This is a genomic window from Polaromonas sp. P4_F4 (assembly GCF_056401355.1).
Genome location: NZ_JBFUJO010000024.1, coordinates 55689 through 69938, shown reverse-complemented (window position 1 = coordinate 69938; position 14250 = coordinate 55689). Strand labels below are relative to the sequence as shown.

Genomic DNA, 14250 nt, shown 5'->3' with positions numbered 1-14250 from the left:
CTGTAACAATCGGAATACATGAGTCAAAACTGAACAGTCAAACTGCCGAGGACCGCGGTTTCATCGTATGGCGAAGCACCTCTGGCAACCACGCGGCGCAGCCCCACGGAAACAGCGGTCTGCTTACCCAGTTTACCCGTGACGTTGACGTTGAGGGCTCGCAACGTGGTGTTTTGCAGACTATTCACCCCAGAGATGTTTTGCAGACTATCCGCCCCAGAGGTTTTTTGCTGCGATGCCAGAACACCCAGTGAATAATCAGGGGTTAAACGGTGCGCGTAGTTGACGCTGAAGCCGCGCTGTCGAATGAATGAAGACCTGGTGAAATCATCAACAGCCCTCGAAATGGTGTCAAGCCTGCTGCTTTCGCTTCGCGTGGCAATAAACGTGATGGTGTCTCGCACGCCCAAGAGCGCAAACAGCAAATCTTGCCGGCGTTGCAAGGACACAGCCGACGTCAAGAAGCTGCTGACGACTGGTGTACCGGGACTTATACCAGTGGCCTGTAAAAATACACTCACCAACTGCGCACGCAGCACAGGATCAGGTTCGATAGATGCAAACTGGCTTTGCAAGAGGTCGAAGATGGTTCCCCGACTGGCAATGCCAAGCTGGGTGGGCGTTGTTAAAACATCCTTCGAATCAGTAAATTTCCATGCGGTGAGTGGCGTTCGATGCTCAAAACTCAGGCTGTGAGCGTTTCCGAAAAACCGGCGATCGCGTGAAGCGGACAGGCGGGTCCGCTCTGACGGCGACCAGTTCACCCCGAAGCCGCTTGTGCTGTAGCTCCGCTTGTCGAAGCTTATGTAGTTATTGGCTTCACGCCCGGCATTGGCCGACACGCTTAATTGAGGAGTAATCCTGTAGGACAAGCCAAGGCCAAAACGGTCCGCTTCGGATGAACGACCGGCACTGAAATCAACACGTTGTTGACTGGCGTCAGCCGACCAACCAAGAGTCGTGAAGGGACTGTCACCCGTGAGTCTTAAAGCACTGTCGACCGTTGTGATACGAGAAGCTATCGCTGCATCACTGTCCGTCACTGCTCGACTGTAACGTGCCTCATAGTTGGCGATACTGCCCAAACGTCCGCGCAGATAGGGTGATAGCCGGTAGCTTGATACCTCGGCTCGATTGGCGTTGACCGATGTGTTGTCAATTGACTGCGTACCAAAGGCAGACACAGCCTGCTGCGAAATGGAGCCGCTGAAATCAATAAAGGCCCAATTATCAACAGCCTCCAGCGTACCAAACGTATTCAGTGCGTTTTGGGTGTGGCTGCGTGAAGAATTTTTAGCAGAGGAAATTGCATTCAAGGCATAGTCAAAGTAGCCCTTGACTCGGGCACCATCAACAATAATGCGGATGCCCGGGCTGATTTCGGTAATCAGGTCTGACTGCTGACCGACACTGCTCAGGCGCACGTTATCTGTCAGTGTCTCGGTAACGGAGACACGCGGCACAATCGACAGAGCCTGTTTCGGACCCGAGTCTGAGTCAGGCTCCTGAGCAAAAGCGCCAGCCGACACCATAACCAAACCAGCGGCTACCGGCATAGACTTGGCCGTGACTCGCAGCGCCCGTAGAGAAAGCAAACTACACATCATGACTGGGATCGATGCCGAGGGTATTCGGGCTTGCTGCTGCTCGTGCCCGGACCTTGTCCATAACTATACCCATACCCATACCCATACCCTCCTTCGGAATCATATCTTGCTTTATTCAACAGCATTAATTTGACTGGACATGCCTCAATGGTGGCCAGCGCTTGCCGAACCTCCGCCTGCAGAGTCTTTCCAGCCTGCACGACCATCACCACCTGGCCCATATGGGAAGCCAGCACCCGCGCCTCGGTGGCAAGCAGAAGCGGCGGCGAATCAAAAATAATGATGCGGTCAGAATAGCGCTTGGCCATTTCATCCAGCAGCCGGATCATCGCATCACTGGCCAGCAGTTCGGTAGCGCGGGCATGGGGCGTTCCTGAGGGCAGAATGGTCAGCTTGTCGATGTTTGTTTTCAGCAGCATCCTCGCCATGTCCTTGGACTCACCCTGCACCAGATCGAGCAAACCGAGGCTTTCGGGCAGCCCAAGCACTTTCATCACCGAGGGACTCGTGACGTCGGCGTCCACCAGCATCACCGTGTTATCCAGTTCAGTGGCAATGCTCATGGCTAAATTGATGGCGGTAAAACTCTTGCCTTCACCGGGCAACGCGCTAGTCACCATGATCAGGTTGCCATAGGCGATAGCGGATGCGCCTTTACCCATCGCGTTGCTAATGAGCGGCCGCTTAATGACACGGTATTGATCTGCAATTTGGGATCGTGGCGCATTGGGGCTGACAATGCCCGCTTGCGACATTGCCGCCAGATCAATTTCAACCGATCGAGACAGAGGAGCCGACTGAGCCTCGCTCACAGGATTTTGGGCAGCCCCATCCATTTGCGCTACTGGCGGCGGCGTCGCAGGCATCTCAACACCCGCCTGGCGAAGCTGCTCCAGGCGTTGTGCCGCCTGCTCGATCAAGCTACTCATATTTGATTCATCCCGCCCGCCCGGACATCATGGAAAACACGATCATCCCGGCAATGAAAATTGCAACCAACCCGCCTGAAGCGCCCAGAAATTTTTTCAGATCGGATTTTTCCTGTTGTACAGCCGCGTCGTCCATCACCAGTGTCACAATGCCCAGCAGCGGCAAACCCACCGTCTCCCTCAGGGAGCGTCCATCATAAAAGACGGCACGCAATTGGCTTGCGATAAAGGCGGCCGCAAGCCCGGCGCCCAATGCGGCCAGAAACGCGAGGGGCAGCAGCAGCAAACGGTTGGGTGCCACCGGGTTGGGTGACACGCGTGGCGGGTCTATCAAACGGAAGTCTGCAACACCCGCGGCACTGGTCAAATCGCCTGACAGCGCAGCCGACTCTCTACGTGCGACAAGATCGTTGTAATTTTTTTTATGGATAGCGTAATCACGGTTTAACTGGGTAAATTCAGCTTCTATTTGGGGAGCTGTTTTTATCAATTCACGTGCCCGATTGACACGCGCATCGTACTCACCTACCCTGGCGCGCAAAGCGGCCACCTGCACCTCCGCAGTGGCCAGGATACGATTGAGTTCCTGATAAACCAAGGTGTTGGTCGACGACGAAGTTGGGTTGGCCATCGCGATTTTGCGCAATTCCTCTACCTCTTTGAGTTTGAGTGTCTCAAGCTCTTTGATCAGGCGCCTGGCGCCGGCAACGTCAGGGTGTTCCTCTGTAAAGCGCTGCAGCAGCGCATCAAGATTTCGTTTTTGAACGTCAATGCGCGCGTCGATCTCAGGTGTCGAAATCGACAGGGCTGATTCTTGAAGAAGACTGCGGGACGTGATGTCAAAGTTTTGGGATTTTTCGGCCTCCAACTGACGCTTGGCCGCATCGCGCGCGTTTTCTGCCTCACGCAATTCAAGGCGGGCCTGGCTCAACTTACTGCCCAAGGCACCGAGTTGTCCGGCCATGTCGGTGCCATCGGCAGTTTGAAGCTCAATGTTTTTGACCCTGAATTCCTTCAAACGCGATTCGGCTTCTTCAAGCTTGGCCAGGTAAGTTTTAATCTGCTCATCAATAAACTGCTTGGCCGTATTGGAATCCTTGCGTGTGTTACCGAGGCTGGATTCAACAAAAATTGACACCAGCGACTGGATTACCAGCTTCGCTTTGTCAGGGCTGGCATCGCGATACGAAAGCACGTAAAGGTTGTCGCGGCCCTCGTTCTTGATTTGAAGCGTTTTCATCATCCTATTAATCAGCGCATCCTGCTCGTCCTTGGACTGGGCCTTCAAATCCAGATCAGCCATGCGCACGAGTTTTTCAACATTGGGACGGCTGATGAGCGTACGACTCAGCATGATCACCTGTTGCTCGACGTTAGGCTGCACCGCCAAGCCCGACATCAAAGGCTTTAATATAGACTGCGTGTCGACAAAAATACGGGTTGATGCTTCGTATTTGTCAGGCACTGAAAGCACCACAAACGTACCAATCGCGGCGCCCCCCCAGGCAACCAGCAGGCCAAGCCAACGATGCCTCCACATGCTTCTGGCAGCGGTGAATAATTGCTTAATCAGCTCATCCATCAGATCAGGTCCTTGCGGCAGAATGCGAACGCTGCCATACCTTCGTCAAACGAAGCAGCAAACAGAAAGGACGCCGGCCTTAAAACCAGCCTTGCGGAATGATCAGGATGTCGCCAGGCTTCATTTCAACATTCGCGGATATGTCGCCTCGCTTGATCAGATCTTTGAGTCGCACGGAATAGCGCTTGTTACCCTCCGAAGCACGCGTGATGGATGCCCCGTTGCCATCGGCGAAGTCCGTCAAGCCGCCCACTGCAATCATGACGTCCAGCACGGTCATTTTTTGTTTGTAAGGCAAGAACTGCGGTTTGGTCGCCTCGCCGACAACTCGAATTTGTTCACTGTACGGCCCGACAAAACTGGTAACGATAATCGTCACAACAGGGTCACGCACCAGTTTGCTCAACGCCTTCTCGACCTCTCGGGCCAACTCGACAGGGGTCTTTCCTTGCGCGACGATCTCGTCCACCAATGGCGTCGACACTTTGCCGTCCGGACGCACAGGAACCGTCAGGGAAAGCTCCGGGTTACGCCAAACGATGATGTTCAGCGAGTCTCCGGCGCCCACAATATAGTTGTAATCAACGGAGGCGGCGACGGTCGGCGCGGGAGGGTACGCGGTCGAAAAACCGGAACATGCGGATAGCAGACCGACTAACGCACCCAGAGCGGCCCAACGGGACGCAGTTTCAATAGTCATAAAAAAATTTTTCATAACATATCCCCTAAAAATGCGCCCAAATGTTTGCACCGGATTTGGAGCTTTGACTATAGCTCCTTCCCCAGCTGTCAGCAATAAGACAAGTTTGAATCCACTGCAATTTAAATTTTGCGGAATTTTGCGGACGGGCTCAAGCACCTCAAGCACCAGATCTTCCGCGTAGCACGGGGCGTATAAACTTCAGCAGCGCCTGCTGTATTGGGTTGGAATTTCCAAATGGGCGCCAGGTCAATTTAAGCTTTTGATGGTAGGCGTCGAAGTGAATTCCCCACGGAGCGGCCTTGATGGAGCCCCGCCCCAGCAACACCTTCAAGACATTAGCGCCCATCACGCCAGCGCAAAGGTCGCATGCCATGATGGTTGACGGCCCCCTCTTCTCCTGAAAATTTACCGATTCGGGCGCAACCAGGTAGTCGCGTTGAAGCATCGCTGGTGACAGGCCGGCAATGAAACGGGCGTATTGCTCCTGCGACTCGTACCCTTCCACTTTGAAATAGTCCTCAAAACTCATGCCATCAGGACGAAAGTAGAGAAATGCAGTCCCCATGCCCAGCGGTGCTGCGGTCATTGCAGGAATACCCTTTTCCCGGCACTTCGCAAACACCATGCGGCGAGCTGGCAGCACAAAGAAATCCAGGCCATCCACATAGACATCGGCATCCCGCAGAAATTCGTCGATGTTTTGGGGGGTGATGCCTTGGGGAAACAAGCGCAAATCGATTTCTGGATTAATGTCGCGCGCCAAGCGGGCGACAGTGTCGATTTTTGGCTGCCCCATAAAAGGCATGAAAGCGCCAGCCTGCCGGTTCAGGTTTTGCACATCGAAGTCGTCAAAATCGGAGATGTTGAAATGACTGATCCCTAGCCGGGTAAGCGTCAGCAAGTGCGAGCCGCCCACTCCGCCCAGCCCCGCAATCGCGATACGAGACGTTCTTAACTTGGCCTGTTCGGCCTGTGTAGTCCAGCCAATATTGCGCGAGAACGCGCTGTCGTAATCAAAGATGATTGGGGCTGCCATGACGCTCTCGATGTGCAAAATCCTGTATTGTTATTGTGCTCTGGCGCATAACCGGGGACCATCCCTTTGGCCCCGTCACAGTAAAAATAGGGATTGCCTTCGATTGCGGGCCGCATGAGCTCCCTAATTCAATGCAAGGAAATACCTGTGAGCCTTGACAAGCTGACCCATATTCTCGACCTCGCACGCTGGGCCCCCAGTGGTGACAACACACAACCGTGGCGTTTTGAGATTGTGGACGAATACCGGGTTCGGGTACATGGCTTTGATACACGCGACCATATTCTTTATGACTATGAAGGGCATCCGAGCCACATCGCCCATGGAGCACTGCTTGAAACAATGCGGATTGCGGCATCCGGCTTTGGCCTGACAACCAGTTGGACTGTTTCTTCTCACGGAGAACATCGCAATCCTGTCTATGACGTGAGTCTGGCGCAGGACCCTGCCCTGGTTCGGGACCCACTGTTTGACTGCATCGAAACCCGCACTGTTCAGCGCCGACCGATGAAAACCACACCGCTTACCGGCACACAGCGCCAAGCGCTGATCGACGCGGCGGGCGAAGGCTTTAGCGTGCAACTGTTCGAGTCCTGGGGTGAACGCCTGAAGGTGGCCGGTCTGCTGTGGGACAGCGCGAAAATTCGTTTGACTTGCCCAGAGGCCTATCCAGTGCACAAAGAAGTTATCGAGTGGCGGGCGCGCTACAGCAAGGACCGCATCCCGGAGCAGGCTGTCGGCGTGGACCCGGCGACTGCGCGCCTGATGGAATGGGTCATGCAAAGCTGGGCGCGGGTGGGGTTCTTCAATCGCTACCTGTTGGGCACCGTGGCACCGCGCATCCAGCTCGACCTGCTGCCCGCGCTATGCTGCGCCGCGCATCTCTTGCTGCGCCCCCAACAGCCCCCGGCAGGCCTGGCGGACTGGGTAAACCTGGGTCGCGCCGTGCAGCGCATCTGGCTCACGGCGACGCACCTGGGTTTGCATTTGCAACCGCAGATGACCCCGGTGATTTTTCGTTGGTATGCCCGCGCCGGACGCCACTTTTCGACCGAACCGAGACTGTTTGAACAAGCGTTGAAGTTGTCCAGTGATTTTGAGCGGATTGCCAATTCGACGCCCGAAGACGATTTTGGCTTCTTCGCACGGGTTGGCGTTTCGCCAGTGCCGCACAGTCGCTCGCTCAGGCGCGACCTGGCAACTTTGATGCAGGCTTGAGAGCAGGCACGGCGACCAAGGTCACTGCCAGCAGCCTGCAAGCGAGATGGAACTTCCCCATTATTTTGTCGGATTTTTTTACATCTGCCGCTAATGCGTTCCTATGGAATTGAACAAGCTTTTGATTTTTATAGTGAATAGCTGACTGGCATGAAGAGTGCTTGGGTTCGGCATACCACGGCCGATCAGATTCCCTGACACGGTGGCTGACCCAAGTGAGGATGTCATGAAAGGTATAAGCACAAAATTTCAGCGACTGGCCGTTGCGGCAGTGCTGGCGGCAGGCATGGCAGGGACGGCCCAAGCCGCGCTTGACCTCTCAGGCGCTGGCTGGGTAACCTACGAAGATGCCAATTCCTACGCCTTGCAGGTTGATGGCGTGATTGCTGGCAGCACCGGGCCGGGGAGCCTCTATTATGTCAACTCCACCCCAGGCGCGATCCAGGACCTGATCGTCGTCGCTACTGGCTCCAGTGGTGGGCCGGTAACTACCAATTTCGCCGGGATGGACAATGCCTTATCGACGCCTTCCGGGGTAAGCGGCAGCAACTACTTTTCGGATATTTGGAACAGCACACTTACTGCCTTTACCACTTTCCTCAATGGCGAAAGTCCGCTGTTTTTCTTCAACAACAACCAAACCAACAGTGGTACTTCGACTGACCAAAACCTCGCGGTCTGGGCGCAAATCAGTTTGACGGGCGCGGGTATGGACACTTTGTATCTCACCTTCAGCAATTTGAGTAATGATTACGCCTTGTTTACGGAAGGCGGGGGCGGTGTATTCGGCGGTACCCCTGCGCCCACCTTCAACTCCGGCGGCATAGACGCAACTGCGGCGAGCCTTCCGGATCCTTTGGCGGGATCAAATGTTGATCCTGTTGGCACGGATTATGTCCTGTCCGGCGGTGCGATCTGCCTGGACGCTGCCAGCGTGCCTATTTCCTGCAGCAATCCGGGTGCTGTCACCGGGCCCATCAACAACAACCTGGGTGCCAACCAGGCAGCCTATGCAATCGACGTACCTACACTGAACGACTTCCTTGCAGCCTGGCTCCTGGGAGGGTTTGCTGGCTACACTGATATTCATATCGAACTTCAAATGGGTTGTGACCCGGATACCATCGGTACCAGCGGTGGGACAGCGGGTACAGGTGATTGCGTTGGCCGAGATCTAAATAATGGCTATGAACAACTGTTCATTGGCACGTCGACCACCGTCACGCAAGTCCCGGAACCAGGAATTCTCGGCCTGCTGGCGCTCGGCCTGCTGGGACTGGCCGCTACGACGCGGCGGCGCCAAGGCTGACCCCAGTTGGTACGACAACGCTCAAGCAAGAAGGCCCCTGACGGGGCCTTTTTTCATGGGGCGCCATTGCACGCTTTTCCAAAGCGGCGACCCGCCGCTGAGCCTTGCCAGATATTTGACCTTGTCCCTTAAAAAGTTCTTAGCTGATAGTTCTGATAGTTAAAAATCAGCGTCAGGACAATGAAATGAGCGAAACGAAACGACCGGCCAAGTGCACACTGGAATTCAAGTTGCAAGCCGTCAGGCGGGTCAAGGGCGGCCAAGTGCCGAGGTGGCTCTGTTGCACCGCAGGTATGCGCTTAGGCGCGACCGTTACAGCAAGGACCGCTTCCCGGAACAGGCCGTCGGCGTCGGCACCTGCACCTGCCACGTGGAGGAAACTGCTCGACGACTCAGGTTGCTTGCGTCGGTCTGCGGCGCCGCGGCAAGACATATCTCAATGAAAAGTTCCTCGCAGCTTGCGCTGGCTATGCCTGCTTTGGCACCCGGCGCCGACGCCATGCAGGCGCCTGCATGCTCATTCTGGTAGTCATTGCGACGCCAGTTAATGTCGGATATTTTTACATGATGACAGCATCGGCCGAGAAGAAATCGCTAAGTACTTGTCAATACTAGGTAATTTTCTCTGGCACGGGCTTTGCATGCATCCAACGCAAATGCGGGGCCGTCGAATTTCGTCAGTCTGCATTTTCAAATCATCTGCTACGGAGGACTTATGTTGAAAAGCAAACTGTCAATTGCGTTCGCCCTTGCGGCATTGATCGCCAGCGGTCCGGCGGCTGCTGTGGGAACCGGTATTGACTTCCAGGTTACTGAGACAGTTGTGGTTGGCGTGCCGGCCGCGGCTCCCACCATCACCGCCGATTCGATTGATTACTCCTACAACGCAACAATCAATCAGAGTCTGGTCGGTGCAACACTGGATTTTGATGACCCGTTCACGGAGACCGGTTCAATCGCAGTCTCCAGCTTCAAGGACGGCATTGTCACTCAGCCGGCATTTCTGAACGCGTCTTTACTCTTGGCCCCTCTGGGCTATGGCATAGTCGGGGACTTCACCGCCTCTGGCTTTGCTGGCACTTTCGGAGCGGGTATCAAGGCCATATTCGACACATTTACATTGAACCTTTTCATTGACACCGATCAAAACGGCACCGGTGACATTGCGCTGGGTACAGGGGTGATAAATGCTCTCAGCGAAGCCGTTATCTTCGCCGGGCTGGCCAATGGCGACTTCGACGTGAATCTGCTCTTCACACCGACGGCCTTCGGTAGTACCTATTTTTCTAGTCCGTCACCTTTCCTCGTGAATATGGAGACCACTGGCGTCACAACGACACTCAACGGGGTTTCGTTTGGAAGTTTTACGGCAACGGCCGACGGCTCAGGCAACCTCTTTGTTAACCAAGTGCCTGAGCCCGGCACATTGGCGCTGCTTGGCCTGGCGCTGTCAGGCTTGGCGCTGATGCGTCGCAGGCGCAACAAGTAAAGCGCCAAGTTAAGATTCCCCCCAAAAAAGCGCGCCATTGCGGCGCGCTTTTTTGTTATGGGATCCTGCGCTTGGACGCCTCTTAGAGCCTAGAAGTAGTAGGTTCCCAGGACTTGCATAATGCGGCGATCGGGCAATATCCCAAACTCGCTGCTGGCACGACCCATGTTCTGCTGAAGCTGAAAGCTCAGGTCGAAGCTTGGCCAGTGGTGGCGCAACTCAAGCCAGGCGAGCCGGCTGTGGTCGCCGGGATTAAACCGAAGATAAGCGGTCAGATCCAGATCCTTGAGCCAGAGGCTTTTTTGTGTGGCGTAGATCAGGTAGGCCCGGCGGGGCGCCAGTTCCAGAAGCCGCAGGGCTTCCCGCAGGTACGCCACCTGGGTAGCGGGCGCAGTGCCAAGGGCGGCCCAAGCCGGCTGCCCCATCGCGAAGCCGTTGTATTGGTATTCGGCCGTGACGGACAACTTGCCAGGGGTGGTATACGTGACGCCACCGACAAAGCGATTGCGCGTGGCTTTATTTGCCGGCAAAGCCAGGGCTCGGCTCAGCAAATCGGGCTCACGGCTTCGTGACCACTCGAGATGAGCTACCGCCGCGTCCGACATCAACGCCGTCAAATTGGCGCCCAGCGCGGGCGACAGGCCGCTCTCCTTGTACAGCAGCACCTGGCTGCTGACGCGCTGCGAAAATTGGGTGCCGAGCGCAATCAGGGAGCGGTCCCGATTGTTGGTTGATCCGAGGTCAAGGCTCCAGCCATCCGGATTCGGGCGATCGGCCAATTTCGGCGAATACGCATACGACAATGAGCCGTCGCTCCAAAGCCGTTGCGCACGCAGCATGACGCTGCCAAGACGATTCTGCCGAAGCGCAAGGGGATCGGCGCTTGTCAGGACGCGCAAGCTGCCGTCACGAAAAAAATCGGTGGGATTGTAGCCATAACCCGGCCCATAACGCAGGTTGATACGTCCAAGTTCCAGGACCGTGTTTTCTCCTTCGGGCTGCCAGCTCAAATAGGCCTCGCGCAGGCTGTTCACCGTCGAGTCAGCGCCCGCGTCCCTGGGATAAATGTGATCAAGGCGGTCCGAAATGACGGCGCGCAGTCCCGGGCCAAGCCGGGCCGAATGCGAGAAATCAAGTGAGGCGCGACCGATGTTGCGACTGTCGGGCAAGTAACGCTGGCTGGCGTTGCCTATCGCGCCCTCGACGAAAAACTTGGTGTCCCGAGCAGCTTCAGCCGGGGGGCTGGTGTCGCTTTGCAGACTCAGGGCGTCTGCCTCCGCGTCCGCTGCCAGGGCCGGCGCCTGGATCAACACAACCGCGACAAAGAGAGCGGGAACGGAACGGGTAAAAAAGCGCATGAGGTTACTCCGGCTGAAAACGAGGCAGGAAGTCTCGCTGCATCCATGTATCAGGGATGGCGCGTGCCTTGTAGTCTGAAAAGCGCATGAGCGTGACCAACTGGGGATCGAGGCCGTCAATGATCACGGTCTCGGTCGGGCGCTCTGCGCCGAGCTGGGGCTGAAACCGGCGATAGTAGGCCGTTTTGAGCAAGCGCGACGATTCGGCAAAAAAACGCGCCTTGAGGGGCCGGTTGTTTTCAACATCTACCCACAGCTCGATGCTTGCATAGGTGACATTCGGCGACGATGCACTAAGCGCGAGTTTGTGGGCCTTGCGTGTGCGGCGTTCGCCATCGAGGATCTCCTCATCGCCAGCCAGCTGCGCCCTGTAGTCCGTCGCCAAATTCACGGTAGCCACATCACCATTGGATGCCTGCCCAAGCAAGCGCTGCTGCGGCGACAGGCGAACGCTCGCCTTGCTGGTCGGGTCGTAAAACCACATGTCGTTGCCATTCTTGAGCATCAGTTTTCCCGCATCCCGCGCGGGCAGGACAAAACGGGTCAAGCTGGCGAATTGGCCCCCCTGCTTTGGCGTGCGGGAGTAGCTGATAAGTGTACTGGTGTCGACCTGCTTGCCAGCCTGAAATTCAGTCAGCGTCACAGTCACACTGAACGGCTGCCCTGGATTGCGGATGGCATCGCTGGCAGCGAGGATCTCTTCTGCGCCAGGCGCGGACCACGCCAGGCCATAGCCGAAGAGGAATGAAAACAGGGCTATTCGTTTCATATTCGTCAAGCCTTTCGTTAAGCCTTTCTCCATCAAACGTGACGCAAGGCCTCGACCACGTCCAGTCGCGCAGCCCGGTGTGCAGGCCACCAGGCAGAGAGGATCGCAATGCAGATGAGGCCGAAGGTTGTGCCAAGGATCATGCCGGTTTCACCCCAGACATTGACAGTGAAGGGCACCAACTCAACGTTGCCGGGAGGCAGCCAGGGCATGCCAATCTGGTTGATGACAAGAGACAACACGAGCGCCAGCACAACGCCGATCACTGCGCCGAATAAGCCAAGCAGTGCGCCTTCGGTCACGAACAGCCTGAGAATACCGGAACGTCTCAAGCCCATCGCACGCAGGGTACCAATCTCGACGGTGCGTTCGACAACCGTGGTATTCATGGTGTTGCTGACAGTGAACAGGACGATACCCCCAATCAGCACAAAAACAAAACCAAATATGGTGTCGAACATCAGCATGGTCTGGACATAAAAAGGATTCAGCGCCCGGAAGTCCAGCATGGCCAGCGGTTGCTTGGTGGAAAAACTGGCCAGGATAGGCGCCAGACGCGCCTTTGCCGCAGGAATCTGGTCGGAGTGCCGCAGCTGGAGCATGATCGAAGTTGCTTTGGGCGGTGTTTGCCCATAGATCAACTGTTGTAGCTGCGCAAGACGCATCATGAGGGAGACTTCATCAAGCTCCTTGATGCCCTGGTCTTCTGCACGAATTACCTCCAGGGAGGTGACATTCGGTGCGCCTCGAGCGTTGACGACCAGCACTTCGATCCTGCGTGGATTGGCCCTGGTGGCGCTGGTCGCAGCAGGTGTTTCCTGCAGGCTGAGTTGAGCGATGTCATCGGGAAGCGCCAGGCTGTCGGCCTTCCGCTCCTTTTCGGGCTTGGGACACCGCTCAATTTTCAATGCGTCGCATAACTGCAGTACCCTGGCCACGCCGGTACCGACGACGGCAGCATCTGCGGCCGCCCCCTCCAGCGCGGACAGCGGAGCCTTGGTGCGCAGATCAAAGTCGTTCCAGTGCCGCATACGGTTGATGTCTTCTGCGACGAACCCGGTCCCCATGATGGTCCGGGACACACCTGCCGGGTAATTCCCGGCAATACCGCTGAACTGCAAGGTCGGTGTCGCTACCAGCACCATTTTTTGCAATGCTTCATCGCTTTGAATGGCCGCCAGGATGCTGGTGTAGTCGGCAATGCCATAGGCTGTCGGGTTTCCGCTACCGTAAAGATAAAAATCCCGATGCTGAATCTGCAGATGTCCACCCTTTTGCACGTGTCTCGTGTGCAACTCGTAATTGACATTGGTGCTGAAGCCGCCGAACAAGAGTATCGAGGTGGCGCCAATCGCCATAGCCAGCAAGGTGGCCAACGAGCGGCGACGGTTACGCAAAAGATTTCGCACCGCCAGGGTCAAGGTCATCATGGCACGTCATCCGCGCCTTTGCGACGAACCCCGCGAATCGTTCCGTCGGTCAGGAAAATCGTGTCGTCTGCGGCATTGATCACATGGGGGTCATGAGACGAGAAAATAAAAGAAACTTCATAACGCTCGACCATCCTGCGCATCAAGGCCAAAATGGCAGCCCCGGTCTGGCTGTCCAGATTGGCCGTCGGTTCGTCGGCGATAACCAACTTTGGCTTTCGGGCCAAGGCACGGGCTATTGCAACCCGCTGGCGTTGCCCGCCAGACAATTGACCTGGAAAATTCTTTGCCTTGTCGCCCAAGCCCACTGCATCCAGCAATTTAAGGACCCGTTCACTCCGTTTTTTTGCCGAGGCGCCCGCCAGCAACAAAGGGTATTCGATATTTTCGTATGCACTCAGGACCGGCAGCAGGTTGAAGTTCTGAAAAATGAACCCGATGTTTTTGGCACGGAAGTCCGACAGCGCGTCGTCTGTCAAATTGCCTACCTTGCAGTCGGCCACGATGACTTCGCCTTTGTCAGGCTTGTCAATACATCCGATCATGTTGAGCAGGGTCGTCTTGCCGCTGCCGGATGGGCCCATCAGCACAGTGAAACATGCACGGCGCACCACAATATCGACCCCGTTGATCACCGGGACGCGTACTGAATCCATGTGATAGGTTTTTTCGACCTGCGTGAGAATAGCCACAGGTCGGTGATTTCCCGTTTGTTCCGCTGAAATTTCCAGCACCTCTCGCCCCTATTCATGCACCTGACGGCTGCTGCCTGTCTACAGGCCTGGTTCACGCGAATCTCCAGTGCCGCCGAGTTAAATAT

Annotated in this window: 12 protein-coding genes; 3 read left to right on the top strand and 9 right to left on the bottom strand. The window is 56.0% G+C overall.

The window, feature by feature from the left end; genetic code table 11:
• Positions 1 to 23: 23 nt before the first annotated feature.
• The 5 genes from AC1DUR_RS21010 to AC1DUR_RS20990 all read right to left on the bottom strand — a co-directional run bounded on the left by AC1DUR_RS21010 (position 24) and on the right by AC1DUR_RS20990 (position 5857).
• Positions 24 to 1556, bottom strand: coding sequence for a TIGR03016 family PEP-CTERM system-associated outer membrane protein (locus AC1DUR_RS21010; RefSeq protein ID WP_477719998.1), 1533 nt, complete (start codon positions 1554 to 1556; stop codon positions 24 to 26).
• Between the two features lie 47 nt (positions 1557 to 1603).
• Complete coding sequence (locus AC1DUR_RS21005) at positions 1604 to 2536, bottom strand: XrtA-associated tyrosine autokinase (protein WP_477719999.1); 933 nt, start codon at positions 2534 to 2536, stop codon at positions 1604 to 1606.
• A 7-nt stretch (positions 2537 to 2543) separates the two neighbouring features.
• On the bottom strand, positions 2544 to 4118 hold the full coding sequence (locus AC1DUR_RS21000; protein WP_477720000.1) for an XrtA system polysaccharide chain length determinant: 1575 nt from the start codon (positions 4116 to 4118) through the stop codon (positions 2544 to 2546).
• A gap of 79 nt (positions 4119 to 4197) precedes the next feature.
• Positions 4198 to 4833 (bottom strand): XrtA/PEP-CTERM system exopolysaccharide export protein, encoded by a 636-nt coding sequence (locus AC1DUR_RS20995; protein ID WP_477720001.1) that lies wholly within the window; start codon positions 4831 to 4833, stop codon positions 4198 to 4200.
• Positions 4834 to 4978: 145 nt separating this feature from the next.
• Positions 4979 to 5857 (bottom strand): ThiF family adenylyltransferase, encoded by an 879-nt coding sequence (locus AC1DUR_RS20990; RefSeq protein ID WP_477720002.1) that lies wholly within the window; start codon positions 5855 to 5857, stop codon positions 4979 to 4981.
• 147 nt (positions 5858 to 6004) lie between these two features.
• Between AC1DUR_RS20990 and AC1DUR_RS20985 the strand changes: the two genes are divergently transcribed.
• The 3 genes from AC1DUR_RS20985 to pepA all read left to right on the top strand — a co-directional run bounded on the left by AC1DUR_RS20985 (position 6005) and on the right by pepA (position 9873).
• Complete coding sequence (locus tag AC1DUR_RS20985) at positions 6005 to 7075, top strand: nitroreductase family protein (RefSeq protein WP_477720003.1); 1071 nt, start codon at positions 6005 to 6007, stop codon at positions 7073 to 7075.
• 226 nt (positions 7076 to 7301) lie between these two features.
• A complete protein-coding gene (locus AC1DUR_RS20980; protein WP_477720004.1) occupies positions 7302 to 8384 on the top strand; it encodes a PEP-CTERM sorting domain-containing protein in 1083 nt (360 codons plus the stop codon).
• Positions 8385 to 9099: 715 nt separating this feature from the next.
• Positions 9100 to 9873, top strand: coding sequence for a flocculation-associated PEP-CTERM protein PepA (gene pepA, locus AC1DUR_RS20975; RefSeq protein WP_477720005.1), 774 nt, complete (start codon positions 9100 to 9102; stop codon positions 9871 to 9873).
• A gap of 89 nt (positions 9874 to 9962) precedes the next feature.
• Here pepA and AC1DUR_RS20970 read toward each other — a convergent pair whose 3' ends face one another.
• The 4 genes from AC1DUR_RS20970 to AC1DUR_RS20955 are packed head-to-tail and all read right to left on the bottom strand — an operon-like array spanning position 9963 to position 14086.
• A complete protein-coding gene (locus tag AC1DUR_RS20970; RefSeq protein ID WP_477720006.1) occupies positions 9963 to 11231 on the bottom strand; it encodes a hypothetical protein in 1269 nt (422 codons plus the stop codon).
• 4 nt (positions 11232 to 11235) lie between these two features.
• On the bottom strand, positions 11236 to 12000 hold the full coding sequence (locus AC1DUR_RS20965; RefSeq protein WP_477720007.1) for an outer membrane lipoprotein-sorting protein: 765 nt from the start codon (positions 11998 to 12000) through the stop codon (positions 11236 to 11238).
• 32 nt (positions 12001 to 12032) lie between these two features.
• Positions 12033 to 13430, bottom strand: coding sequence for an ABC transporter permease (locus AC1DUR_RS20960; RefSeq protein WP_477720008.1), 1398 nt, complete (start codon positions 13428 to 13430; stop codon positions 12033 to 12035).
• Positions 13427 to 14086 carry an ABC transporter ATP-binding protein gene (locus tag AC1DUR_RS20955; RefSeq protein WP_477720051.1) on the bottom strand — a complete coding sequence of 220 codons (660 nt, stop codon included), beginning with the start codon at positions 14084 to 14086 and terminating at the stop codon, positions 13427 to 13429. The genes AC1DUR_RS20960 and AC1DUR_RS20955 overlap by 4 nt, the downstream gene beginning before the upstream one ends.
• Between the last annotated feature and the right edge of the window lie 164 nt (positions 14087 to 14250).

Coding starts and splice junctions, on each gene's coding strand:
- pepA (WP_477720005.1), top strand. CDS start 9,100: ATGTTGAAAAGCAAACTGTCAATTGCGTTCGCCCTTGCGGCATTGATC.
- AC1DUR_RS20965 (WP_477720007.1), bottom strand. CDS start 12,000: ATGAAACGAATAGCCCTGTTTTCATTCCTCTTCGGCTATGGCCTGGCG.
- AC1DUR_RS20955 (WP_477720051.1), bottom strand. CDS start 14,086: ATGGATTCAGTACGCGTCCCGGTGATCAACGGGGTCGATATTGTGGTG.
- AC1DUR_RS21000 (WP_477720000.1), bottom strand. CDS start 4,118: ATGGATGAGCTGATTAAGCAATTATTCACCGCTGCCAGAAGCATGTGG.
- AC1DUR_RS20980 (WP_477720004.1), top strand. CDS start 7,302: ATGAAAGGTATAAGCACAAAATTTCAGCGACTGGCCGTTGCGGCAGTG.
- AC1DUR_RS20995 (WP_477720001.1), bottom strand. CDS start 4,833: ATGAAAAATTTTTTTATGACTATTGAAACTGCGTCCCGTTGGGCCGCT.
- AC1DUR_RS20960 (WP_477720008.1), bottom strand. CDS start 13,430: ATGATGACCTTGACCCTGGCGGTGCGAAATCTTTTGCGTAACCGTCGC.
- AC1DUR_RS20990 (WP_477720002.1), bottom strand. CDS start 5,857: ATGGCAGCCCCAATCATCTTTGATTACGACAGCGCGTTCTCGCGCAAT.
- AC1DUR_RS20970 (WP_477720006.1), bottom strand. CDS start 11,231: ATGCGCTTTTTTACCCGTTCCGTTCCCGCTCTCTTTGTCGCGGTTGTG.
- AC1DUR_RS21010 (WP_477719998.1), bottom strand. CDS start 1,556: ATGCCGGTAGCCGCTGGTTTGGTTATGGTGTCGGCTGGCGCTTTTGCT.
- AC1DUR_RS21005 (WP_477719999.1), bottom strand. CDS start 2,536: ATGAGTAGCTTGATCGAGCAGGCGGCACAACGCCTGGAGCAGCTTCGC.